The organism is Pseudomonas sp. SBT1-2 (assembly GCF_028640875.1).
In the GTDB taxonomy this organism is placed as follows: domain Bacteria; phylum Pseudomonadota; class Gammaproteobacteria; order Pseudomonadales; family Pseudomonadaceae; genus Aquipseudomonas; species Aquipseudomonas chlororaphis_I.
The window spans coordinates 1-26680 of record NZ_JAQZAA010000108.1 but is presented as its reverse complement, the minus strand read 5'-3'; the positions used below and the strand labels follow the sequence as shown (position 1 = coordinate 26680).

General features: G+C 63.1%; 8 protein-coding genes. 7 read left to right on the top strand and 1 reads right to left on the bottom strand.

Annotation, left to right across the window (positions count from 1 at the left end; genetic code table 11):
• Window positions 1-95: 95 nt before the first annotated feature.
• The gene (locus PVZ78_RS23635) at window positions 96-16946 is read right to left on the bottom strand and encodes a LapA family giant adhesin (RefSeq protein WP_273829339.1); all 16851 of its coding nucleotides are present in this window, start codon (window positions 16944-16946) and stop codon (window positions 96-98) included.
• Window positions 16947-17304: 358 nt separating this feature from the next.
• Between PVZ78_RS23635 and PVZ78_RS23630 the strand changes: the two genes are divergently transcribed.
• The 7 genes from PVZ78_RS23630 to PVZ78_RS23600 all read left to right on the top strand — a co-directional run bounded on the left by PVZ78_RS23630 (window position 17305) and on the right by PVZ78_RS23600 (window position 26245).
• Window positions 17305-18654 carry a TolC family outer membrane protein gene (locus PVZ78_RS23630; RefSeq protein ID WP_009046325.1) on the top strand — a complete coding sequence of 450 codons (1350 nt, stop codon included), beginning with the start codon at window positions 17305-17307 and terminating at the stop codon, window positions 18652-18654.
• Window positions 18655-18693: 39 nt separating this feature from the next.
• On the top strand, window positions 18694-20850 hold the full coding sequence (locus PVZ78_RS23625) for a type I secretion system permease/ATPase (RefSeq protein ID WP_009046326.1): 2157 nt from the start codon (window positions 18694-18696) through the stop codon (window positions 20848-20850).
• A complete protein-coding gene (locus tag PVZ78_RS23620; RefSeq protein WP_023969889.1) occupies window positions 20840-22207 on the top strand; it encodes an HlyD family type I secretion periplasmic adaptor subunit in 1368 nt (455 codons plus the stop codon). The genes PVZ78_RS23625 and PVZ78_RS23620 overlap by 11 nt, the downstream gene beginning before the upstream one ends.
• A 329-nt stretch (window positions 22208-22536) precedes the next feature.
• Entirely contained in the window at window positions 22537-23427 is an 891-nt protein-coding gene (locus tag PVZ78_RS23615) for a TauD/TfdA dioxygenase family protein (protein ID WP_016705093.1), read from the top strand.
• 27 nt (window positions 23428-23454) lie between these two features.
• Window positions 23455-24492, top strand: coding sequence for an ABC transporter substrate-binding protein (locus PVZ78_RS23610; protein WP_053259170.1), 1038 nt, complete (start codon window positions 23455-23457; stop codon window positions 24490-24492).
• Between the two features lie 5 nt (window positions 24493-24497).
• Window positions 24498-25358 carry an ABC transporter ATP-binding protein gene (locus tag PVZ78_RS23605; RefSeq protein ID WP_009046330.1) on the top strand — a complete coding sequence of 287 codons (861 nt, stop codon included), beginning with the start codon at window positions 24498-24500 and terminating at the stop codon, window positions 25356-25358.
• A gap of 20 nt (window positions 25359-25378) precedes the next feature.
• Window positions 25379-26245: an ABC transporter permease gene (locus tag PVZ78_RS23600; protein WP_025808568.1), complete on the top strand. Its 867-nt coding sequence runs from the start codon at window positions 25379-25381 to the stop codon at window positions 26243-26245.
• The last annotated feature ends 435 nt before the right edge of the window (window positions 26246-26680 follow it).

The following is a 26680-nucleotide window of genomic DNA, read 5'->3' as shown; positions in this document are numbered from 1 at the left end:
ACGGCGCGCTTTGGTCGCGAGTATGCGACGTGGCGGCAAAATCGTCACGGTGGGAAGAGCCGGCCACCCAGGACGGGTGGCCGGTCGACCGTGGATCAGCTGTTGTTGTGATCGATCTTGATGGTCGGGTCGCTACCGGCGATCAGCGAGTTGATGTTGGTGTTGGACCAGTTGTTGCCCTCCAGCTTGATCGTCACGTCCGCGTTGGCGATGCCGCCCGCCGCGTTGAGCTTGCCTTCGGAACTGACCTGCAGGGTCGAGGTACCGTCCACCGTGGTGATCTTCAGGAAGTTGTCGATGGTGCTGGCGCTCTCGCCCTGCAACAGGTCCCGCAGGTCGATACGGTCGCCTTCGCTGGCCTTGAAGTCCTTGATCACATCGTTGCCGGTATCGCCAGCCTTCCAGACGAAGGTGTCGGCACCCGAGCCGCCGATCAGGATGTCATTGCCCGCGCCACCGATCAGCGTGTCGTTGCCGGTACCGCCCAGCAGGATGTCGTTGCCCTTGCCGCCGTCGAGCAGGTCGTTGCCGCCCTGGCCGAAGATGATGTCGTTGCCGGCGCCGCCCAGCAGCGTGTCATTGCCGTCATGGGCACCGGAGACATCGAACTCGGTGTAGTGCTCGGTGATGTACTGGTGCACGTTGCTGGTGGTGACGCTGCTCGCGGCCACGCCGGTCTTCTGTGCCACGAAGGCCTGCATGGCCTGGTAGCCCTCGCCGGCGATGCCATTGAAGCTCACCAGGTCGCCGAACAGGATGTCGTTGCCGTTGCCGCCGTTGACCGTGTCGGCGCCCGGCATGGTCGCCTCGGTATGGCCGAGAATCGCGTTGGCCAGGTTCGACGGGTCGATGTTGGTCTGTGGGGTGCTGTCGGTGTCGTACGGCTTCAGGTCGTTGAGGCTGACGTCGTTGTTCAGGCCGATCGCTTCCACCTGCGACAGGTTGCTCAGCAGGGCGAAGCCGCTGTTGGAGTTGTTGATGGTGGCGCTGTCGGTGTAGGAACCCGGTCCGGTCTGGTAGGACAGCTCGTAGGTGCCGTCGCCCTGGGCGTGCAGGGTGCCCAGGTTGGAGGCAGACCAACTATTCCACCAGCTGTTATAGGTTTGCAGCGTGACGGCGCCATCACTGTTGATTTGCAGTACATGGGTGCTGTCCAGTTGCTTGGAGAAAGTGTCCCCCAGTTTGTAGTTGGACGTGGTGACGACGTCGTCGAGCTTCGCCCCTCCCCAGTACAGCGTCGGGTTGGTCTGCTCGCCGGCCTGGTAGAACGTCGGTTTGCCGTCGGTAATGAAGTACGTCAGGTTGGTGGCGTTGGTATTGCTGGTGGCCGCGCTGCTCTGGAAGAAGTTGGCCGTGGTCTTGAACACGTCCTCGTAGTTGGTGCCGCCGCCGGACGCCATGGAGTCCAGGACCGACTTGAGCAGGGTCAGGGCGTTCGGATCGTTGAGGTTCACCGAGATCTGCTTGTTGACCTGGGTATCGAAGTCCGCCAGGAAGATGTTCACGGTGCCCGAGGTGCTGCTGCCCAGGCTGTTCTTCAGGGTGTTGAACACCGTAGTCAGCGAGTTCTTGGCGGCGGTGAGCGAGGCATCGCTCATGCTGCCCGAGCTGTCGACCATGAACGCGATGTTGTAGTTCTTGCCCTGCACCACGTTCAGGCCGGCGACGTCGGCGACCATGATGTCGTTGCCCTCGGTGCCGACGAAGTTGTCATCGCCCGCCGTGGCGACGCTGGCGCTGTAGGTCGCCGGGTACACCGTGACCGGGATCTGCGCCGTGCTGCTGGCCGAACCGCCCAGGGACTCGGTGGAGGTCGAGGTTACGGTCAGGTTGAACGAGCCGTTGTAGTGCGACGGCGGGGTGATCGTCAGCGTACTCAGGTTCCAGCCGGTGACATTGACCTCGCCGACGCTGGCGCTGGCGGTGAAGGTATGGCCGGCGCCATCGCTGAGCACCGAACCTGCCGGAATACCGCCGATCTTCACGCTCAGGCTTTCCGAGCCGTCGGTATCGGTCAGGGCGGTGGTGATCTTCGACAGCTTGACGCTGCCACCCTCGGCACCTTCGTTGAGCTTGTAGCCGTCGTAGTAGCCCTCGCCGTTGCTGCCGTGCAGCTCGGAAAGGGTGACGCCGGCATTGTTCAGCGCGGTTTCGCTCGGGTAGATCGGGATGTTGGCGTTGCTCAGGTCGACCGGCGTGCTGCCATTGACCGAGAGGTTGACGTCATAGCTGCCCGGACCGCTCTGGTTGGCGTGGTAGATGTCCAGGGTGTAGTAGCCGCTGGTGGTCGGGGTGAACGAACCGCTGATGCTGCCGCCGGCCCCCCAGGTCGCGGTGGCCACGTTCTTGCCGCCGATGGTGATCAGCAGGCTGTCGTCGCCGACCCCGCTGAAGCTGTAGGTCTTGCCGGCTTCCAGGTAGATCAGGCCGGAGGTTTTCGAGCCGCTGCCGCCGGTCACGCTGGCATCGGACTGGGCGTTGGTCACCACCGAACTGCTGGTCGGGTTGCCGGACCTGTCGAAGACCGCTTTGAGCGTGTCGCCGGTGATGCCGTTGCCGTTGGTGCCCAGGCCGTTGAGGCTGGTCCAGGACTCCTTGAGCAGGCCGATGGAGTTCACGCTGTTGCTCGCCACGCCCAGGGTCGGCGCATCGGCCACCGGGGTGATGTCGATCTTCACGGTGCCGGTGTTGCCCAGGGCCTGGCCGTCGGTTGGCTGGAACTTGATCTGCGCGTAGTCGGCCTGCTGGTTGCCCACACCGCTGCCGTTGTAGCCGTCGACACCCGATTCGTTGGCATCCGGGGTGAAGCGCAGCTTGCCGGCGTCGATATCGGCCTTGCTGAAGGTCTGGTTGGTGGCCACGTCCTTCCAGGTCGAGCCGTCGAGGTACTGCAGCTTGCCGTCGCCCGGCAGCTGGGTGATTTTCACCCCGAGGCTGGTCGCGGGGCTGTCGACGTCGCTGACGCCGAAGGTGGCCCAGGTCAGGGTCAGGGCGGTGTCTTCGGTGCCGGTCACGGCGCCGCCGGTGGCCACTGGCGCGTCGTTCACCGCCACCACGTTGACCGTGGTGGTAGCCGTGTTGGAGTAATTGCTGCCATCGGTCACGGTCACGGTGATGGTCCGCGGCGTGGTGCTCGGGTCCTCACTGCTGTTGGTGAAGGTGATGTTCTTGATCTGCTGCATGTAGTCGGCCAGCGTCGCATTGCCGGACAGGGTCAGGGTGATGGTGCCCGCCTGGCTGTTGGCATTGATGGTGATGCCGTTGACGCTGTTGCCCAGGTTCAGCTCATCGCCCGGCTGACGGTTGGTCAGCACGATGGTGGCGCCGGTCAGCATCGTGCTGTCCGGGTCGGTGATGCTCAGGTCGGTGTCGGCGATCGACACGCCTGCGCCCGGGGTGTTTTCGGTGAAGGTCACCTTGTAGTCGGCCCCGGTGGCGCCGCTGGAGTTGTTGGCATCCAGGTCGAGGACCGGTGGCGCATCGTTGTCGATGATCGAGGTGGTGACGCTGCCGTTGGTGCCGCTGACCACCAGGTTCTCGAAGTTGCCACCGGTGGCCGAGTCGATCTTGACCACGAAGTTTTCCGTGCCCTCGGTGATCTTGTCGTCGATGGTGGCGACGTTGAAGCTGGCGCTGCTGGCGCCGGCCGGGATCTTCACGGTGTATACGCCGGTGAAGTCCGAGCCGTCGGCGGCGGTGCCGCTGTAGCTGATCTTCAGGGTGACCTCGGTTTGCGCCGGGCTGGTCAGGCTGACGGTGTAGGTCGCGACCTGGCCTTCGGTGATCGAGGTGCTGCCGTTGATGCTCGCAGTGGTCGTATTGATGGTGTCGGTGACGCTGGTCACGGCCGGCGTGGTGCTTGGCACCAGGTTCTCGAAATTGCCGCCGGTGGTGCTGGCGATACTGGCGCTGACGTTGCCGGCGTCGATGTACACATCGTCGCTCGGCGCGGCCACGGTCACGGTGCCGGTGGTGGCACCGGCCGCGATATTGATCACCGCGCCGTTGCTCAGGGTCACGGTCATGGCCGTGCCGGCGGCGTTGGTCAGGGTCGCGGTGTAGACGATCGAACCGCCTTCGGCCACGGTGCTGGTGGCGCTGAGGGTCAGGTTGGTGGTGTCCGGGGTGTCGGTCACGGTGGTGTCGGCAGGCTTGCTGTCGACCGCCAGTTTTTCGTAGTTGCCGCCGGTGGCGTTGGTGATGGTGGTGCTCAGCGAGCTGCCGCCCGCTAGGGCATCGTTAGGCGCTACGAAGTTCACAGTACCGCTGCTGGCACCGACCGGAATGGTGATGGTCTGGCCGTTGGACAGGGTGACCACGACTGGTGAGCCGGTGACCGGAGCGGTGACCGATGCGGTGTAAACCACGGTACCGCCTTCGGCCACATTCGAGGTCGCGGTGAGGCTGACGGTCGAAGTGTCGATGGTGTCGGTGACGTTGGTCACGGCCGGTGCGGTGCTTGGTACCAGGTTCTCGAAGTTGCCGCCGGTGGCGGTCTGGATCGTGGCTTGCACGGTGCCGGCGTCTTTGTAGACGTCGTCGGCAGGAGCGGCCACGGTTACGGTGCCAGTGGTAGCGCCGGCGGCGATGTTGATTACCGCGCCGTTGCTCAGGGTTACGGTGACTGGCGTACCCGCGGCATTGGTCAGGGTCGCGGTGTAAACGATCGAGCCGCCCTCGGCCACGGTGTTGGTGGCGCTGAGGGTCAGGTTGGTGGTGTCCGGCGTATCGGTCACCGAGGTGTCGGCCGGCTTGCTGTCGATTGCCAGCTTCTCGTAGTTGCCGCCGGTGGCGTCCTTGATGGTGGTGCTCAGAGAGCTGCCACCGGCCAAGGCATCGTTAGGGGCTACGAAGTTCACAGTGCCGCTGCTGGCGCCGACCGGGATGGTGATGGCCTGGCCATTCGACAGGGTGACCACGACTGGCGAGCCAGTCACTGGCGCAGTCACGGACGCGGTGTAAACGACAACGCCCCCTTCAGCAACACTAGGCGTCGCGGTCAGGCTGACGGTCGAGGTATCGATAGTGTCGGTGACGTCAGTAACGGCTGGGGTGGTGCTCGGTACCAGGTTCTCGAAGTTGCCGCCGGTAGCGTCCTTGATGGTCGCTTCGACCTTGCCGGCATCCTTGTACACATCATCGGCAGGCGCCGCGACAGTCACGGAACCGGTAGTGGCGCCGGCGGCGATGGTGATCACTGCGCCATTGCTCAGGGTTACGGTCACCGGAGTGCCGGCGGCATTGGTCAGGGTGGCGGTGTAAACAATCGAGCCGCCTTCGGCGACGGTGTCAGTCGCTGTCAGGCTGAGGGTAGTGGTATCCGGAGTATCGGTAACCGATGTGTCGGCAGGCTTGCTGTCGACATCGAGTTTTTCGTAGTTACCGCCAGTCGCGCCGGTGATGGTGGTGCTCAAGGAGCTGCCGCCCGCCAGTGCATCGTTCGGAGCCGTGAAATTCACGGTGCCGGAAGACTCACCCACAGGAATGGTGATGGTCTGGCCGTTGGACAAGGTGACCACGACTGGCGAGCCGGTCACTGGAGCTGTCACGGACGCGGTGTAGACCACAGTGCCACCTTCAGCCACGGACGGCGTTGCCGTCAGCGAAACGGTGCTGCTGTCGATGGTGTCAGTAACATCGGTGACCGCTGGGGTGGTGCTTGGTACCAGATTTTCAAAGTTGCCACCGGTGGCGTCCTTGATGGTCGCCTCGACCTTGCCGGCATCCTTGTATACATCGTCAGCAGGCGCTGCGACGGTGACAGAGCCAGTGGTCGCGCCAGCAGCGATGGTAATCACTGCACCGTTCGACAGAGTCACGGTTACAGGCGTGCCGGCCGCATTGGTCAGGGTGGCGGTGTAAACGATCGAACCGCCTTCAGCCACGGTGTCTGTCGCGCTGAGGGTCAGATTGGTGGTGTCCGGAGTATCGGTCACCGAGGTCTCGGCAGGCTTGCCGTCGACGTCCAGCTTCTCGTAGTTACCGCCGGTTGCACCGGTAATGGTGGTGCTCAGGGAGCTACCGCCGGCCAGCGCATCGTTGGGTGCCGTGAAGTTCACAGTGCCGGAAGATTCGCCGACCGGGATGGTGATGGTTTGTCCGTTGGACAGGGTTACGACTACTGGCGAGCCAGTCACTGGCGCAGTCACGGAGGCGGTGTAAACGACAACGCCACCTTCAGCCACGGACGGCGTTGCAGTCAGGCTGACGGTCGAGGTGTCGATGGTGTCGGTCACGTCGGTGACAGCCGGCGTGGTGTTCGGCACCAGGTTTTCAAAGTTGCCGCCTACGGCGTCCTTGATGCTGACTTCAACTTTGCCAGCGTCCTTGTACACATCGTCAGCTGGAGCAGCGACGGTGACGGAACCTGTGGTTGCACCGGCAGCAATGGTGATCACTGCGCCATTCGACAGGGTCACGGTGACTGGCGTACCAGCGGCGTTGGTCAGGGTCGCGGTGTAAACGATCGAACCGCCTTCGGCCACGGTTTCGGTCGCCGCCAGGCTCAGAGTGGTGGTATCTGGGGTATCGGTAACCGAGGTTTCAGCAGGTTTGCTATCAACGTCGAGTTTCTCGTAGTTACCACCGGTGGCTTCCTTGATGGTGGTGCTCAAGGAGCTACCGCCCGTTAGGGCATCGTTAGGGGCGACGAAGTTCACAGTGCCGCTGCTGGCACCGACTGGAATGGTAATGGTCTGGCCATTCGACAGGGTGACGACAACCGGCGAACCGGTGACCGGAGCGGTGACGGACGCGGTGTAAACCACGGTGCCGCCTTCGGCGACGCTAGGAGTAGCGGTCAGGCTGACAGTCGAGGTATCGATGGTGTCAGTGACGTCAGTAACGGCTGGAGCAGTGCTCGGCACCAGGTTTTCAAAGTTGCCGCCAGCGGCGTCCTTGATGCTGACTTCAACCTTGCCAGCGTCTTTGTAGACGTCATCGGCAGGGGCGGCCACGGTCACGGAGCCTGTGGTTGCGCCCGCGGCGATGGTAATCACCGCGCCATTCGACAATGTCACGGTTACCGGAGTGCCGGCCGCGTTGGTGAGGGTGGCGGTGTAAACGATCGAACCGCCTTCAGCCACGGTGTCTGTCGCGCTGAGGGTCAGGTTAGTGGTGTCTGGCGTATCAGTAACCGAGGTCTCGGCAGGTTTGCTGTCGACATCGAGTTTTTCGTAGTTGCCGCCCGTTGCGCCGGTAATGGTGGTGCTCAAAGAGCTACCGCCAGCCAGGGCGTCGTTTGGTGCCGTGAGGTTCACGGTGCCGGAAGACTCACCGACCGGAATGGTGATGGTCTGGCCGTTGGACAGGGTCACCACAACCGGCGAGCCAGTCACTGGAGCCGTTACGGAAGCGGTGTAAACGACAACGCCACCTTCAGCAACGCTAGGCGTCGCGGTCAGGCTGACGGTCGACGTATCGATGGTGTCAGTGACATCGGTGACCGCTGGCGTGGTGCTCGGCACCAGATTCTCGAAATTACCGCCAGCAGTCTCTTTGATGCTGACTTCGACTTTGCCAGCGTCCTTGTACACATCGTCAGCCGGGGCGGCGACAGTCACGGAACCTGTGGTAGCGCCAGCAGCGATGGTAATCACTGCACCGTTCGACAGAGTCACGGTTACAGGCGTGCCGGCCGCATTGGTCAGGGTGGCGGTGTAAACGATCGAGCCACCTTCGGCGACAGTGTCAGTCGCCGTCAGGCTCAGAGTAGTAGTGTCCGGGGTGTCGGTAACCGAGGTTTCAGCCGGTTTGCTATCAACGTCGAGCTTCTCGTAATTACCGCCGGTGGCTTCCTTGATGGTGGTGCTCAAGGAGCTGCCGCCCGCCAGGGCGTCGTTAGGCGCTACGAAATTCACGGTACCGCTGCTGGCGCCGACTGGGATGGTGATGGTCTGGCCATTCGACAGGGTGACCACGACCGGCGAGCCGGTGACTGGAGCGGTGACCGAGGCGGTGTACACCACCACGCCACCTTCAGCGACGCTAGGAGTGGCGGTCAGGCTGACGGTTGAGGTGTCGATGGTGTCGGTCACGTCGGTGACGGCCGGCGTGGTGTTCGGCACCAGGCTCTCGAAGTTCCCGCCTACGGCGTCTTTGATGCTGACTTCAACCTTGCCGGCATCCTTGTACACATCATCAGCTGGAGCAGCGACGGTGACGGAGCCTGTGGTTGCACCGGCAGCAATGGTGATCACTGCGCCGTTCGACAGGGTCACGGTTACCGGAGTGCCAGCGGCATTGGTCAGGGTCGCGGTGTAAACGATCGAACCGCCTTCGGCAACGGTATCGGTCGCGCTGAGCGTCAGGTTGGTGGTGTCCGGGGTATCGGTAACCGAGGTTTCAGCTGGTTTGCTGTCAACGTCGAGTTTTTCGTAATTGCCGCCAGTCGCACCGGTGATGGTGGTGCTCAGAGAGCTACCGCCTGCCAATGCATCGTTCGGAGCCGTGAAATTCACAGTACCGGAAGACTCGCCCACCGGGATGGTGATGGTTTGGCCGTTGGACAGGGTGACCACGACTGGCGAGCCGGTGACCGGAGCTGTCACGGACGCGGTGTAGACCACAGTGCCGCCTTCAGCCACGGACGGAGTTGCCGTCAGGCTGACAGTCGAAGTGTCGATGGTGTCAGTCACATCGGTAACGGCTGGCGTGGTGCTTGGCACCAGATTCTCGAAGTTGCCGCCAGCGGCATCCTTGATGGTGACTTCGACTTTACCCGCGTCCTTGTACACATCGTCAGCCGGGGCTGCGACGGTCACGGAACCTGTGGTGGCGCCGGCGGCGATGGTAATCACCGCGCCGTTCGACAGAGTCACGGTAACCGGCGTGCCCGCGGCGTTAGTCAGGGTCGCGGTGTAAACAATGGACCCACCCTCGGCGACGGTATCGGTCGCAGTCAGGCTGAGGGTGGTGGTGTCCGGTGTATCGGTGACCGAGGTGTCCGCTGGCTTGCTATCAACATCCAGCTTCTCGTAGTTGCCGCCGGTAGCGCCGGTGATGGTGGTGCTCAGAGAGCTACCGCCCGCCAGGGCATCGTTTGGCGCGGTGAAGTTCACGGTACCGGACGATTCGCCAACCGGAATAGTGATGGTCTGGCCATTCGACAGGGTGACGACCACCGGCGAGCCGGTGACTGGAGCAGTCACGGACGCGGTGTAAACAACAACGCCGCCTTCAGCCACAGATGGAGTAGCGGTCAGCGAAACAGTCGAAGTGTCGATGGTGTCGGTGACATCAGTAACGGCTGGTGTGGTGCTCGGCACCAGATTCTCGAAGTTGCCGCCGGTGGCGTCCTGGATAGTCGCTTCGACCTTGCCAGCGTCCTTGTACACATCATCAGCTGGCGCCGCGACAGTGACGGAGCCTGTGGTCGCACCAGCTGCGATGGTGATGATCGCGCCATTGCTCAGAGTCACGGTCACTGGCGTGCCCGCGGCGTTGGTGAGGGTCGCGGTGTAAACGATCGAACCACCCTCGGCGACGGTGTCGGTCGCTGTCAGGCTGAGCGTGGTGGTATCTGGTGTGTCAGTAACCGAGGTGTCGGCAGGCTTGCTGTCGACATCGAGTTTTTCGTAGTTACCGCCAGTCGCACCGGTGATGGTGGTGCTCAAGGAACTGCCGCCGGCCAGCGGGCTGTTCGGGGCAACGAAGTTCACCGACCCGCTGCTTTCACCTACCGGGATGGTAATGGTCTGGCCGTTCGACAGCGTTACGACCACCGGCGAGCCGGTCACTGGAGCAGTGACCGATGCGGTGTAGACCACGGTTTCGCCTTCGGCGACGGTCGCGGTTGCGGTCAGGCTGACGGTCGAGGTGTCGATGGTATCGGTCACATCGGTGACGGCAGGCGTGGTGCTTGGCACCAGGTTTTCAAAGTTGCCGCCGGTAGCGTCCTTGATGGTCGCTTCGACCTTGCCCGCGTCCTTGTAAACGTCATCGGCCGGTGCGGCCACGGTCACGGAGCCCGTGGTTGCGCCAGCGGCGATGTTGATCACCGCGCCGTTGCTCAAGGTGACCGTCACAGGCGTTCCGGCCGCATTGGTCAGGGTCGCGGTATAAACGATCGAACCACCTTCAGCCACGGTTTCGGTGGCGCTCAAGGTCAGATTGGTGGTGTCCGGGGTATCGGTCACCGAGGTGTCGGCCGGCTTGCTGTCGACATCGAGTTTTTCGTAGTTACCGCCAGTCGCGCCAGTGATGGTGGTGCTCAGGGAGCTGCCGCCCGCCAGGGCGTCATTTGGCGCGGTGAAGTTCACGGTGCCGGACGACTCGCCCACCGGAATGGTGATGGTCTGGCCGTTGGACAGGGTGACGACCACCGGCGAACCGGTCACTGGAGCGGTCACGGACGCGGTGTAAACGACAACGCCGCCTTCTGCCACGGATGGAGTCGCGGTCAGGCTGACGGTCGAGGTATCGATAGTGTCGGTGACGTCAGTAACGGCTGGGGTAGTGCTTGGTACCAGGTTTTCGAAGTTACCGCCTGCAGCATCCTTGATGCTGACTTCGACTTTACCGGCATCTTTGTAGACGTCATCGGCTGGAGCCGCGACGGTCACAGAGCCTGTGGTCGCACCGGCTGCGATGGTGATTACCGCACCGTTCGACAGAGTCACGGTGACTGGCGTACCGGCGGCGTTGGTCAAGGTGGCCGTATAAACGATCGAACCGCCTTCAGCGACAGTGTCAGTCGCTGTCAGGCTAAGGGTGGTGGTATCTGGCGTATCGGTGACCGAGGTATCAGCCGGTTTGCTATCAACATCCAGCTTCTCGTAGTTGCCGCCGGTAGCGCCGGTGATGGTGGTGCTCAGGGAGCTGCCGCCCGCCAGGGCATCGTTTGGCGCGGTGAAGTTCACGGTGCCGGACGATTCACCTACAGGAATAGTGATGGTCTGGCCGTTGGACAAAGTGACGACTACAGGCGAGCCAGTCACTGGGGCTGTCACGGACGCGGTGTAAACGACAACGCCACCTTCAGCTACAGACGGAGTGGCGGTCAGCGAAACAGTCGAGGTATCGATGGTATCGGTGACGTCAGTCACAGCTGGGGTAGTGCTCGGAACGAGGTTCTCGAAGTTGCCGCCAGTAGTCTCTTTGATGCTGACTTCAACCTTGCCAGCGTCTTTGTAAACGTCGTCCGCAGGGGCGGCGACGGTCACGGAGCCGGTAGTAGCACCGGCGGCGATAGTGATCACTGCACCGTTGCTCAGGGTTACGGTCACCGGAGTGCCCGCTGCGTTGGTCAGGGTCGCGGTGTAAACAATGGACCCACCCTCGGCCACAGTGTCAGTCGCTGTCAGGCTCAGATTGGTGGTGTCCGGAGTATCGGTCACCGAGGTCTCGGCAGGCTTGCCGTCGACGTCCAGCTTCTCGTAATTACCGCCGGTGGCGCCAGTGATGGTGGTGCTCAGAGAACTGCCGCCCGCGAGAGCATCGTTTGGTGCCGTGAAGTTCACAGTGCCGGAGGATTCACCTACCGGGATGGTGATGGTCTGACCGTTGGACAGGGTTACGACTACAGGCGAGCCAGTCACTGGCGCAGTCACGGACGCGGTGTAAACCACGGTGCCGCCTTCGGCCACGGACGGAGTAGCAGTCAGCGAAACGGTGCTGGTGTCGATAGTGTCGGTGACATCAGTCACAGCAGGTGTAGTGCTCGGAACGAGGTTCTCGAAGTTACCGCCAGTAGTTTCTTTGATGCTGACTTCGACTTTACCGGCATCTTTGTAAACGTCATCCGCAGGGGCGGCGACGGTGACAGAACCAGTAGTAGCGCCTGCTGCGATGGTGATGATCGCGCCGTTCGACAGGGTTACGGTCACCGGCGTACCAGCGGCATTGGTCAGGGTCGCGGTGTAAACAATGGACCCACCCTCGGCAACAGTGTCAGTCGCTGTCAGGCTCAGATTGGTGGTATCCGGAGTATCGGTAACCGAGGTGTCAGCTGGTTTGCTATCCACATCGAGTTTTTCATAGTTACCGCCAGTTGCACCGGTAATGGTGGCGCTCAGCGAGCTGCCGCCTGCCAATGCATCGTTCGGCGCAGTGAAGTTCACGGTGCCAGAGGACTCACCGACCGGAATGGTGATGGTCTGGCCGTTGGACAGAGTGACAACGACAGGCGAACCAGTGACCGGAGCCGTTACGGAAGCGGTGTAAACGACAACGCCACCTTCAGCAACGCTAGGCGTCGCGGTCAGGCTGACGGTCGACGTATCGATGGTGTCAGTGACATCAGTCACGGCTGGTGTGGTGCTCGGAACCAGGTTCTCGAAATTACCGCCAGCGGTCTCTTTGATGCTGACTTCAACCTTGCCAGCGTCTTTGTACACATCGTCAGCTGGGGCAGCGACGGTGACAGAACCAGTAGTAGCGCCCGCTGCGATGGTGATGATCGCACCGTTCGACAGGGTTACGGTCACTGGCGTACCAGCGGCATTGGTCAGGGTCGCGGTGTAAACGATCGATCCACCTTCAGCGACGGTGTCGGTCGCAGTCAGGCTAAGGGTGGTGGTATCTGGCGTATCAGTAACCGAGGTCTCGGCAGGCTTGCCGTCGACATCCAGCTTCTCGTAGTTGCCGCCGGTTGCACCGGTAATGGTGGTGCTCAGGGAGCTGCCGCCCGCGAGAGCATCGTTGGGTGCCGTGAAGTTCACAGTGCCGGAAGACTCGCCCACCGGGATGGTGATGGTTTGTCCGTTGGACAGGGTCACGATTACTGGCGAACCAGTAACCGGCGCGGTCACGGACGCGGTGTAAACCACGGTGCCGCCTTCGGCCACAGACGGAGTAGCGGTCAGCGAAACAGTCGACGTATCGATAGTGTCGGTGACATCAGTCACAGCAGGAGTGGTACTTGGAACGAGATTCTCGAAATTACCGCCAGAGGTCTCTTTTATGCTGACTTCGACTTTGCCAGCGTCTTTGTAAACGTCATCCGCAGGGGCGGCGATGGTCACGGAGCCGGTAGTAGCACCGGCGGCGATAGTGATCACTGCACCGTTGCTCAGAGTTACGGTTACCGGAGTCCCGGCTGCATTGGTCAGAGTCGCGGTGTAAACAATGGACCCACCCTCGGCAACAGTGTCAGTCGCTGTCAGGCTCAGATTGGTGGTGTCCGGAGTATCGGTAACCGACGTCTCGGCAGGTTTGCCGTCGACGTCCAGTTTCTCGTAGTTGCCGCCCGTTGCGCCGGTGATGGTCGCGCTCAGGGAGCTGCCGCCTGCGAGGGCATCGTTAGGTGCCGTGATATTGACGGTGCCGGAGGACTCGCCGACCGGAATGGTGATGGTCTGACCGTTGGACAGGGTTACGACTACAGGTGAGCCAGTCACTGGTGCTGTCACGGACGCGGTGTAAGCGACAACGCCACCTTCAGCAACGCTAGGCGTCGCAGTCAGGCTGACGGTCGAGGTGTCGATGGTATCAGTCACGTCGGTAACGGCTGGCGTGGTGCTCGGAACCAGGTTCTCGAAGTTGCCGCCAGCAGCCTCTTTGATGCTGACTTCGACTTTGCCGGCATCTTTGTACACATCATCAGCTGGAGCAGCGACGGTGACGGAGCCCGTGGTAGCGCCGGCAGCAATGGTGATCACTGCACCATTCGACAGGGTCACGGTCACTGGCGTACCAGCGGCGTTGGTCAGAGTCGCGGTATAAACGATCGAGCCGCCTTCAGCGACGGTATCAGTCGCTGTCAGGCTCAGATTGGTGGTGTCCGGAGTATCGGTCACCGAGGTCTCGGCAGGCTTGGCGTCGACGTCCAGCTTCTCGTAGTTACCGCCCGTTGCACCGGTGATGGTCGCGCTCAGGGAGCTGCCGCCTGCGAGGGCATCGTTAGGTGCCGTGATATTGACGGTGCCGGAAGACTCGCCGACCGGAATGGTGATGGTCTGGCCATTGGACAGGGTCACCACAACCGGCGAGCCAGTCACTGGAGCGGTGACCGACGCGGTGTACACCACGGTGCCGCCTTCAGCCACAGACGGAGTCGCGGTCAGCGAAACAGTCGACGTATCGATGGTGTCGGTGATGTCCGTCACTGCCGGCGTGGTGCTCGGAACCAGATTCTCGAAGTTGCCGCCAGTGGCGTCCTGGATGGTCGCTTCGACCTTGCCGGCGTCCTTGTAGACGTCGTCGGCAGGCGCTGCAACGCTCACCGAACCGGTGGTCGCGCCTGCGGCGATGGTGATCACCGCGCCGTTGCTCAGGGTCACGGTGACCGGCGTGCCGGCCGGGTTGGTCAGGGTGGCGGTGTAGACGATCGAGCCGCCTTCGGCGACCGAGCCGCTGGCCGACAGGCTCAGGCCGGTGTCGTCCACGGAGTCGGTGATGGTGGTCTGCGCCGGCGTGGTGTCGGGCGTCAGTTGTTCGAAGTTGCCGCCGCTGGCGCCGGTAATGCTGGTGCTGACCGTGCTGCCGTTGTTGTAAACGTCATTGGCCGGGGTATCGACCACCACGGTGCCGACGGTTTTGCCGGCCTCGATCACGATGGTCGAGCCGTTGGACAGGGTCACGGTAACCGGGGTCTGCGCCGGGTTGGTCAGGGTCGCGGTGTAGGTGATCTGGCCGCCTTCCACAACGCTGCCGGTGGCGGTCAGGCTCAGGCCGGTGTTGTCCACCGAGTCGGTCACGGTGGTTTGTGCCGGCGTGGTGCTCGGTACCAGGTTCTCGAAGTTGCCGCCGTTGGCCCCGGTAATGCTGGTGCTGACGGTGCTGCCGTTGTTGTAGACGTCGTTGGCCGGGGTATCGACTACCACGGTGCCGGTGGTTTTACCGGCGTCGATGGTGATGGTCGAACCGTTGGACAGGGTCACGGTGACCGGGGTCTGGGCCGGGTTGGTCAGGGTCGCGGTGTAGGTGATCTGGCCACCTTCCACGACCGTACCGGTGGCCGACAGGGTCAGGCCGGTGGCGTCCGGCGAGTCGGTGATGGTGGTCACCGCTGGCGTGGTGTTTGGCACCAGGTTCTCGAAGTTGCCGCCGGTGGTGCCGGTAATGCTGGTGCTGACCGTGCTGCCGTTGTTGTAGACGTCGTTGGCCGGGGTATCGACCACGACGGTGCCGACGGTCCGGCCGGCTTCGATGGTGATGATCGAGCCATTGGACAGGGTCACGGTGACCGGGGTCTGGGCCGGATTGGTCAGGGTCGCGGTGTAGGTGATCTGGCCACCTTCGACCACTGTGCCGTTGGCGGTCAGGGTCAGGCCGGTGGTGTCCGGCGAGTCGGTGATGGTGGTCACTGCCGGCGTCGGGTTCGGTACCAGATTCTCGAAGTTGCCGCCGCTGGCACCGGTAATGCTGGTGCTGACCGTGCTGCCATTGTTGTAGACATCGTTCGGCGGGGTATCGACCACGACGGTGCCGACGGTCTGGCCGGCGTCGATGGTGATGGTCGAACCGTTGGACAAGGTCACGGTGACCGGGGTCTGGGCCGGGTTGGTCAGGGTCGCGGTGTAGGTGATCTGGCCACCTTCGACGACGGTGCCGGTGGCCGACAGGGTCAGGCCGGTGGCGTCCGGCGAGTCGGTGATGGTGGTCACTGCTGGCGTGGTGTTTGGTACCAGGTTCTCGAAGTTGCCGCCGGTGGTGCCGGTAATGCTGGTGCTGACCGTGCTGCCGTTGTTGTAGACGTCGTTGGCCGGGGTATCGACCACTACGGTGCCGACGGTCCGGCCGGCTTCGATGGTGATGATCGAGCCATTGGACAGGGTCACGGTGACCGGCGTCTGGGCCGGGTTGGTCAGGGTCGCGGTGTAGGTGATCTGGCCACCTTCGATGACGGTACCGTTGGCGGTCAGGGTCAGGCCGGTGGTGTCCGGCGAGTCGGTGATGGTGGTCACCGCTGGCGTGGTGTTTGGCACCAGGTTCTCGAAGTTGCCGCCGCTGGCGCCGGTAATGCTGGTGCTGACCGTGCTGCCATTGTTGTAGACATCGTTCGGTGGGGTATCGACTACCACGGTGCCGACGGTCTGTCCGGCGTCGATGGTGATGGTCGAACCGTTGGACAGGGTCACGGTGACCGGGGTCTGCGCCGGATTGGTCAGGGTCGCGGTGTAGGTGATCTGGCCACCCTCGGTCACGCTGGAGCCCGCGGTCAGGGTCACGGTGGTGGTGTCCACGGTGTCCGTGACCTGGGTGACGGCTGGCGTCGGGTCGACAGTCACGACCAGGCCACCGCCGCCGGTGGTGCCGGTGACGCCCACGCTGATCTGTTTCGGGTCGTTGTAGACGGTGTCGTTCGGTGCCAGCGGAACGTTGACGGTGCCGGTCAGTTGCCCGGCCGGAATCACGATCACCGAGCCGTTGGACAAGGTGATGGTCAGGCCGGTCAGTGGTGCCTGGGTCAGCGTGGCGGTGTACACCAGTACGCCGCCGGCCTCGGTAATGGAGGGGGTTGCGCTCAGGGTCAGGGTCGAGTCGCGCAGGATCTCGCTGGTGGCGCTGTTGTCATTGGTGGTCAGCGCGCCGGTGGTGTTTTGCGCTGCGGTGCCCGCCGCACCGAGACCCGCAGTCGGGAAGCCGATGGTCGGGTCGACCCGGCCCGCGGTGGCGTCGAGCATCACGAAGCTGTGGCCGCCGCCAGCAGCGCCGCCGGTACCCGCGGCGGTCGGGCCGGCCGCGGTGGCTTCCAGCTCGGTGGTCGGGTCCGCGCCGGCGACGATTGCCTGCTGCAGCTCAGCGACGGACGGCGCAGCCTGCTCGGCGGCCTCGGCCAGGTCGGTGCTGGAGTCTGGAGCGCTGCCGCTCCATTGCGTCTCACGGCCCAGGTCCAGGGTCCGGCCATCGGCCAGCTCCAGGCTGACGGCGCCCGCCAGGCCGGTATCGACCTGGTCGCCTACATACAGGCGATCACCCTCAACGAGTACGCGGCGAACCCCTTCAGGGGATACGACGAAAACTTGGCCAACAATGCTTTTGACGGTAGCAACAACACTGCTCATTGAGGATTCTCCGGGGGGTACCGTTCAGTAGACTTCCATGTTCCTGACAGGCATACGCCGACGCAGTCTGGACGTTCTTCAGAGTGTAGAAACACGTGATTTTGACGCGAATGCTTGTCAATAAATTGGCTATATTTTTTTGCTATTAACCATATGCCAAACTATTGACCTTCTGAGTGTCATCCTAAACAATCGTCAAGGTAATGTCACATTGATATTCATGCGGCGACCTGTCTAAAAGTGTGTGATCCAGTTCATGGTTTGAACTTTCCGATATACGGTCATTCCGGTTGCCATCATCCGATGCAGCACCTCGTTTTGCTGTGATTTGGGACAAGAAGTCCTGGGAACCTCCTCTATGCGTCCGCAGTTGTTCAAAGCCTTACCCTTCTTGCTTGCCGCCAGTTTTGTCCAAGCACAAACCCTGCCTGAAGCCATGCAGAAAGCACTGGATGTCCATCCGGAAATCCAGGCCGCGGTGAACAGCCGCCTGGCAGCCGATTACCAGCTAAAAGCAGCCAAGGGCGGCTATTTGCCGCGGGTCGATTTGCTGGGCGGTTATGGTCGTGAAGGCACCGACAGCCCGACCACTCGTGCAGGATCGAGCAATCACTGGGAGACGCTGAACCGCAGCGAGTCAAGTTTACGTCTCCAGCAAATGGTTTTTGACGGTTTTGCCACCTCCAGTGAGGTCGGGCGTCAACAAGCCACCGTCAATTCCCGGGCGTACTCATTGCTGGGCACTTCCGAGCGCACCGCGCTGACCGTGGCCCAGGTGTACCTGGATGTGCTGACCCGGCGCGAGTTCGTGCGCCTGGCCGAAGACAACATGCGCAATCACGAGCGCATCTACGATCAGATCCAGCTGCGCACCCAGCGCGGCGTCGGCAGCCGCGCCGACCTCGACCAGGCGGAAGCGCGCATGGCCCAGGCGCGCAACAACCTGATCACCGAACAGACCAACCTGGCCGATGCCCAGACCAACTACCTCAGCGCCGTCGGCCAGATGCCGGACCAGCTGGAGCGCCCGGTCGGCTTCATGGCCCTGCTGCCGGCCACCCTCGACGAAGCCCGGCACCAGATGCTGGAAAACAGCCCGATCCTGCGTTCGGCCGAATCCGACATCGTCGCCGCCGAGAAGCAGTACGAAGCCGCCAAGTCGACCTTCTACCCGCGCTTCGATGCCGAGCTTGGGCGTACCGCCGACAACAACCTGGACGGCATCGACGGCCACAACAACGAATGGCAGGCCATGCTGCGCATGCGCTTCAACCTGTTCGCCGGCGGCAGCAACAAGGCCGACCTGGAGTCCAAGGCCTATCAGTCCAACCAGGCGCTGGATATTCGTAACAACGCCCTGCGAGTTCTGAATGAGGAGCTAGGCTTGGCGTGGAACGCCTTGAACAACGCCAATGCGCAAGTGCCGATCGCCCAGCAATATGTCGATCGCAGCGCCAGCGTGCGTGAGGCGTATCAGAAGCAATTCAGTCTGGGCGAGCGCACTTTGCTCGACTTGCTCGATAGCGAGAATGAACTGTTCACCGCCTCGCGTCGGTTGGCGGAAATCAAGAACATTCAGTTATTTACTCAATATCGAATCAAGGCGACCATGGGCGAATTGCTCAAGAGCCAGGGAGTGGTCGCACCCATGGCTTCAGTCGTGCAGAACGATGTGAAGCCCAAGGTCCAACTGCCTGGGATGAATTGAGTACATTTCATCCAAATAGACAGTTAAAGAGTGCCGAGCGTGGAATCAGAAGTCAGTCGAGTGCAACTTAGCCATGATCCACGCGGCATGCATGACGACCCGCTGCTGGATGCCCTGCTAACCCTGTGCTCTCTGCACCAGAAGCCGGCCAGCGCGGCGATGCTGACCACTGGCCTGCCGTTGCCGTCCCAGCGCCTGAGCGCCGAGCTGCTGCCGCGCGCCGCCGCTCGCGCCGGCCTGCAGGGGCGCCTGCTGCGGCGCAAGCTGGAGCAGATTCCTGCCATCGCCATGCCAGCCATGCTCTTGCTCAAGGACGGCCGCAGCGCCGTCCTGCTCGGCTGGCTGGGCGAAGACAAGGCCCGCCTGCTGCTCAGTGAGAGCGACGGCGGCGAGGTCAGCGTCAGTCGCCAGATGCTGGCCGACGATTACAGCGGGCAAGTGTTCTTTGCCCAGCCGCAACACAAGTTCGACGTCAACCATGGCTCGCTGATTCCCCGCGCCCGCTCCTGGTTCCGCGACACCTTGAAGCGTTCGCGCTGGCTGTACGCCGACGCCATCGCCGCCAGCCTGCTGATCAACGTCATCGCCATGGCCGCGCCGCTGTTCGTGATGAACGTCTACGACCGCGTGGTCCCGAACCAGGCCGCCGCCACCCTGTGGGTGCTGGCCATCGGCATCACCGGCGCCTACCTGTTCGACCTGATCCTCAAGAGCCTGCGCAGCCTGTGCCTGGACCTGGCCGGCAAGAAGACCGACCTGATCATCTCGGCCACGCTGTTCGAGCGCATCGTCGGCATGGCCATGAAGTACCGGCCGGCGCGGGTCGGCAGCTTTGCCCAGAACATCCACGAGTTCCAGAGCCTGCGCGACTTCCTCGCCTCGCTGACGCTCACCAGCCTGATCGACCTGCCGTTCACCCTGCTGATCTTCCTGGTGATCGCCATCCTCGGCGGGCACCTGGTGTGGATCCCGGTGCTGGCCTTCCCGATCGCCCTGGGCATCGGCTACGCGCTGCAGAAACCGCTGATCGCCACCATGGAAAAAACCATGGCCCTGGGCGCCGAGCGCCAGTCGAGCCTGATCGAGACCCTGGCCGGGCTGGATGCGGTGAAGGTCAACAACGCCGAAAGCGAACGCCAGTACCAGTGGGAGCAGACCATCGGCACCCTGGGCCGCCTCGAGCTGCGGGTGAAGATGCTCTCCAGCCTGGCGATGAACATCACCCTGCTGATCCAGCAGCTGGCCGGGGTGATCATGATCGTCTTCGGCGTGTACCAGATCATCGACGGCAACCTCAGCATGGGCGGGCTGATCGCCTGCTACATGCTCAGCGGCCGCGCCCTCAGCCCGCTGGCCTCGTTGTCCGGCCTGCTGACCCGCTACCAGCAGGCGCGGGTGACCATGACCTCGGTCGACCAGATGATGGAGCTGCCCCAGGAGCGCAACTTCGACGAACGCCCCCTGAGCCGCAACGTGCTGCAGGGCGCCATCGAATGCCGGCAGCTGAATTTCACCTACCCGGGGCAGCAGAACCCGGCGCTGAAGAACATCAACCTGGTGATCAAGCCGGGCGAGAAGATCGGCATCATCGGCCGCAGCGGCTCGGGCAAGAGCTCCCTGGCCAAGCTGCTGGTGGGCCTGTATACCCCGGACTCCGGCGCCTTGCTGGTGGACGGCGTGGACATCCGGCAGATCGACGTCAGCGAATTGCGCCACAACATTGGTTATGTGGCCCAGGACATCCAGCTGCTGGCCGGCACCCTGCGCGACAACCTGACCTCCGGCGCCCGTTATGTCGAAGACGAACTGGTGCTGCAGGCCGCCGAACTGGCCGGCGTTCATGAGTTCGCCCGGCTGCACCCGCAGGGCTATGAACTGCAGGTCGGCGAGCGCGGGCAGAACCTCTCCGGCGGCCAGCGGCAGAACGTCGCCCTGGCCCGGGCCCTGTTGCTCAACCCACCCATCCTGCTGCTCGACGAACCGACCAGCGCCATGGACAACACCGGTGAAGAACGCTTGAAACAACGCCTGCAAGCCGTGGTGGAAGCCAAGACCGTAGTGCTGGTCACCCACCGTGCCTCGCTGCTGTCGCTGGTGGATCGCCTGCTGGTGATCGACCGCGGGCAGATCCTCGCCGATGGACCGAAAGCGGTCGTGATGGAAGCGTTGAAGAAGGGGCAGATCAGTGTTGCTTAAGTCGGGTTTGAAGGACTCCATCCTGCGTTACTTCAAGGGCACCGAGTCGCTACACGACCAACCCCTGCCCGAGGTCAACAAGGCGCTGATCGAAGATGCGCCGCGGGTTATCCGCCTGACCATCTGGGGCATCATCGGTTTCTTCCTGTTCCTGCTGCTGTGGGCCAACTTCGCGGTGATCGACGAAGTGACCAAGGGTGAGGGCAAGGCGATCCCGTCGTCCAAGGTGCAGAAAATCCAGAACCTGGAAGGCGGTATCGTCTCCGAACTGTTCGTCAAGGAAGGGCAGATCGTCGAGGCCGGTGCGCCGTTGATCCGCCTGGACGATACGCGCTTCAAGTCCAACGTCGGCGAGACCGAGGCCGACCGGCTGTCGATGCTCCTGCGGGTCGAGCGCCTGAGCGCGGAGATCGACAACCGCGAGCTGAACTTCCCGGCCGATGCCCTGGAGGCCGCGCCCGGCCAGGCCGCCAGCGAGAAGTCCCTGTATGAAAGCCGCCGCCAGCAGTTGCACGACGAAGTTGGCGGCCTGCAGGAACAACTGATCCAGAAGCAGCAGGAACTGCGCGAGTTCACCTCCAAGCAGGCGCAGTACCGCCAGCAACTGGGCCTGCAACGCCAGGAAATCGCCATGTCCGAGCCATTGGTGGCCCAGGGCGCGGTTTCGCCGGTGGAAGTGCTGCGGCTCAAGCGCGCCGAAGTCGAGACCCGCGGGCAACTGGACGCCACCACCCTGGCGATCCCCCGTGCCGAGTCGGCGATCAAGGAAGTCCAGCGCAAGATCGACGAAACCCGCGGCAAATTCCGCAGCGAAGCCCTGACCCAACTCAACGAGGCCCGCACCGAACTGAACAAGGCCAGCGCCACCGGCAAGGCCCTGGAAGACCGGGTCAGCCGGACCCTGGTCACCTCGCCGGTGCGCGGTATCGTCAAGCAACTGATGGTCAACACCATCGGCGGCGTGATCCAGCCGGGCAGCGACATGGTGGAGATCGTGCCGCTGGACGACACCCTGCTGGTGGAAGCGAAGATCCGCCCGCAGGACATCGCCTTCCTGCACCCGGGGCAGGAAGCCGTGGTCAAGTTCACCGCCTATGACTACACCATCTACGGCGGCCTGAAGGCCAAGCTGGAACAGATCGGCGCCGACACCATCACCGACGAAGACAAGAAGACCACCTACTACGTGATCAAGCTGCGCACCGACCGCAGCCACCTGGGCACCGATGAGAAGCCGTTGCTGATCATCCCCGGCATGGTCGCCTCGGTGGACATCATCACCGGCAAGAAAAGCGTGCTCAGCTACCTGCTCAAGCCGATCATCCGCGCTCGCGCCGAGGCGCTGCACGAGCGTTGAGGCCGTAGCCCGAGAGTCGTAGGGCAGGGATTGCCCGTAGATCTTTGAATCTTTTCGCGAGCAAGCTCGCTCCTACAAGGGCACTCATGCACCTGTAGGAGCGAGCTTGCTCGCGATAGCGTCCTTTTGGTCCCCACTATTTCTCCGCCTGAATCGCCATATCGTTATTCACTAACGGTATTTAAAGTTAAGTTCTTATATCTATAAAGTCGACTCCCTGCGTACCTGCCGACCAATCGGCGCGCCGCACGAAATGAACCCACACGGGACCTCCGTGAGTTTCTGATCGACGCGCGCGCCACCGGGCGTGCTCTGCGTGGGAGTGATTTATGTCCGTACTGTCTCCAAGTGCCGCGCCCATCGCCGCACAAGCTTTTGATATCCGCCTGTTCAGCGGTGCCGTCGGTGCCGAGATCGTCGGCCTTGACCTGGCCCAGCCGGTCAACGACCAGGATTTCGCCCGTATCCACCGCGCGCACCTGGATCATCACGTCGTGGTGTTCCGCGACCAGCGCATCAGCCCCGAACAACAGATCGCCTTCAGCCGCCGTTTCGGTGTGCTGCAGATCCACGTGCTCAAGCAGTTCCTGCTGGCCGGGCACCCGGAAATCCTCATCGTTTCCAACATCATCGAGAACGGCCAGTCCATCGGCCTGGGGGACGCCGGCAAGTTCTGGCATTCCGATCTCTCCTACAAGGAACTGCCGAGCCTGGGCTCGATGCTGCATGCCCAGGAGCTGCCGTCCGAGGGCGGCGACACGCTGTTCGCCGACATGCACAAAGCCTGGGACAGCCTGCCCGCAGCGCTGCGCAAGGCGGTCGAAGGCCGCTCTGCCGCGCACTCCTACACCGCGCGCTACAGCGAGACCAAGTTCGAGGGCAACTGGCGCCCGACCCTGACCCCGGAGCAACTGGCCCAGGTCCAGGAAGTGGTGCACCCGGTCGTTCGTACCCACCCGGAAAACGGCCGCAAGGCGCTGTTCGTCAGCGAAGGCTTCACCACCCGTATCGTCGGCCTGCCGGAAGACGAAAGCCGCCAGCTGCTGGCCGAGCTGTACGCCCACAGCGTGCTGCCGGAAAACATCTACCGCCACCAATGGCAGCCCCATGACCTGGTGTTCTGGGACAACCGCTCGCTGATCCACCTGGCCGCCGGCTGCCCCAGCCACCTGCGCCGCAAGCTGTACCGCACCACCATCCAGGGCGACGCCCCTTACTGATCGGCCACCCACGGCAGGAGAAACACCATGTCCCAACCTACTCAACGCCTCCCGCGCCTGGGCAAACTGGCGGCCGCCATCGGCCTGGGCTTCAGCCTGCTGGCCGCTGGCCTGGTCGCGCCGACGGCGGCCCATGCCGAAGGCGAGATCCGCATCGCCGAACAGTTCGGCATCGTCTATCTGCTGCTCAACGTGGTGCGCGACCAGAACCTGATCGAGAAGCACGGCAAGGAAGAGGGCATCGACATCAAGGTCGACTGGACCCAGCTGTCCGGCGGCGCGGCGGTCAACGACGCCTTGCTCTCCGGCTCCATCGACATCGCCGGGGCCGGCGTCGGTCCGCTGCTGACCATCTGGGACCGCACCCACGGCAAGCAGAACGTCAAGGCCGTGGCGTCGCTGGGTAACTTCCCTTACTACCTGGTGAGCAACAATCCCAAGGTCAAGACCATCGCCGACTTCACCGAGAAGGACCGCATCGCGGTACCGGCGGTGGGGGTTTCCGTGCAGTCGCGCTTCCTGCAGTACGCGGCGGCCAAGCAGTGGGGCGACAAGGAGTTCAATCGCCTGGACAAGTACACCATCGCCGTTCCGCACCCGGACGCCACGGCGGCGCTGATCGCCGGCGGCACCGAGCTGACCGGGCACTTCTCCAACCCGCCATTCCAGGACCAGGCGCTGGCCAACCCGAATGTGCACGTGGTGCTCAACACCTACGACCTGCTGGGCCCGAACTCGCCGACCGTGCTGTTCGCCACCGAGAAATTCCGTACCGAGAACCCGAAAACCTACAAGGCTTTCGTCGAGGCGCTGGCCGAGGCCGCCGACTTCGCCCAGAAGGACAAGGGCGCGGCGGCGGATACCTACATCCGTGTGACCAAGGCCAAGATCGACCGCGAGGCCTTGCTGAAAATCATCGACAACCCGCAGTTCGAGTTCACCGTTACCCCGAAAAATACCTACCCGCTGGCTGAATTCCTCTACCGCGTGGGTGCGATCAAGAACAAGCCGCAATCGTGGAAGGACTACTTCTTCCAGGACACCACGCCGCTGCAAGGGAGCTGATCGCCATGAACGCCCCCTTGCAAGGCCACACGGCCAGCAACCCGACCGCGGCAGCGCAGGCGCTGCTGGCGGTCGACCAGGTCAGCCTGGAATACCGCACCCCGCAGCGCGTGGTGCGGGCCACCCACCAGGTCAGTTTCGCAATCGATCCCGCCGACCGCTTCGTCCTGCTCGGGCCCTCGGGCTGCGGCAAGTCGACCCTGCTCAAGGCGGTCGCCGGCTTCATCCAGCCCTGCGAGGGCGAGATTCGCCTGCAAGGACAGCGAGTCAGCCAGCCGGGGCCGGACCGGATCGTGGTGTTCCAGGAGTTCGACCAACTGCCGCCGTGGAAAACCGTCAAACAGAACGTGATGTTCCCGTTGCTGGCGTCGAACAGCCTCAACCGCCGCGAGGCCGAGGAGCGCGCGCTGCACTACCTGGACAAGGTCGGCCTGGCGGCGTTTGCCGACGCCTACCCGCACACCCTGTCCGGCGGCATGAAGGCGCGGGTGGCCATCGCCCGGGCCCTGGCGATGCAGCCGAAGATCCTGCTGATGGACGAACCCTTCGCGGCCCTCGACGCCCTGACCCGGCGCAAGATGCAGGAGGAATTGCTGCTGCTCTGGGAAGAGGTGCGCTTCACCCTGCTGTTCGTCACCCATTCCATCGAGGAAGCGCTGGTGGTGGGCAATCGCATCCTGCTGCTGTCGCCCCATCCGGGGCGGGTGCGGGCGGAAATCCACAGCCATCAGTACGACCTGCAAAGCCTCGGCGGCGTGGCGTTCCAGCAGACGGCGCGGCGCATCCACCGGCTGCTGTTCGACGAAGGCCAGTCGCCGGAAACCGAGCGCGAGCTGGATTTCACCGATATTCGTATCGCTTATTGAGCTTTTAGGAGGAACGCCCGATGAGCCATTCATCACCTGTTCGCCAGGAATACGAAGTTGCCCTCGAACCCTTGCTGGCGGTGCCACTGGAGCGTGAATTGCCGCTGGGCCAGCGCCTGTGGCAGCAAGGCTGGCTGCGCAAGAGCCTGATCCTGATCGTGCTGGCGCTGCTCTGGGAGGCCGTCGCCCGTTACCAGAACAACGACCTGCTGTTGCCGAGCTTTTTGCAGACCGCCAGCGCGCTGTACGACGGCCTGCTCAGCGGCGAGCTGCTGGGCAAGGTCGGTATCTCCCTGGTCGTGCTGCTCAAGGGTTACCTGATCGGCATCGTCCTGGCCTTTGCCCTGACCACCCTGGCGGTGTCGACCCAGGTGGGCCGCGACCTGCTGAGCACCCTGACCTCGATGTTCAACCCGTTGCCGGCCATCGCCCTGCTGCCGCTGGCCCTGCTGTGGTTCGGCCTGGGGGAGAACAGCCTGATCTTCGTGCTGGTGCATTCGGTGCTCTGGGCCCTGGCCCTGAACACCTACGCCGGCTTTCTCGGGGTTTCCGAAACCCTGCGCATGGCCGGGCGCAACTACGGGCTCAAGGGCATGCGCTTCGTACTGTTCATCCTGATCCCGGCGGCGCTGCCGTCGATCCTCGCCGGCCTGAAAATCGGCTGGGCCTTCGCCTGGCGCACCCTGATCGCCGCCGAACTGGTATTCGGCGCCACCAGCGGCAAGGGCGGCCTGGGCTGGTACATCTTCCAGAACCGCAATGAGTTGTACACCGACAAAGTCTTCGCCGGCCTGGCGGTGGTGATCCTGATCGGCCTGCTGGTGGAAAACCTGGTGTTCGACACCCTGGAGCGAGTCACCGTGAAACGCTGGGGCATGCAACGCTGAACCCGTAGCACCCGTAGCACCCGTAGCCGCTGCCGAGCCCGCGAGGCTGCGATCGGCCCCGCAGGGGCCGCAAAACCTGACGGCTCATTCTGCCTGGCACACCGAATGCGCCGGTCTGACGAGGACTTCGTCCTCGATCGCAGCCTGCGGCAGCGGCTACACAGAGCGGTGTCCATGGTTGAACGACCCCCCACGATCCCGTAGCCGCTGCCGAGCCCGCGAGGCTGCGATCGACGGCGCAGCCGGCGCAAAACCTGACAGCGCCTTCTGCCTGGCACACCGCATGCGCCGGTCTGGCGAGGACTTCGTCCTCGATCGCAGCCTGCGGCAGCGGCTACACAGAGTGGTGTCCATGGTTGAATTGCCCTCCACGATCCCGTAGCCGCTGCCGAGCCCGCGAGGCTGCGATCGGCCCCGCAGGGGCCGCAAAACCTG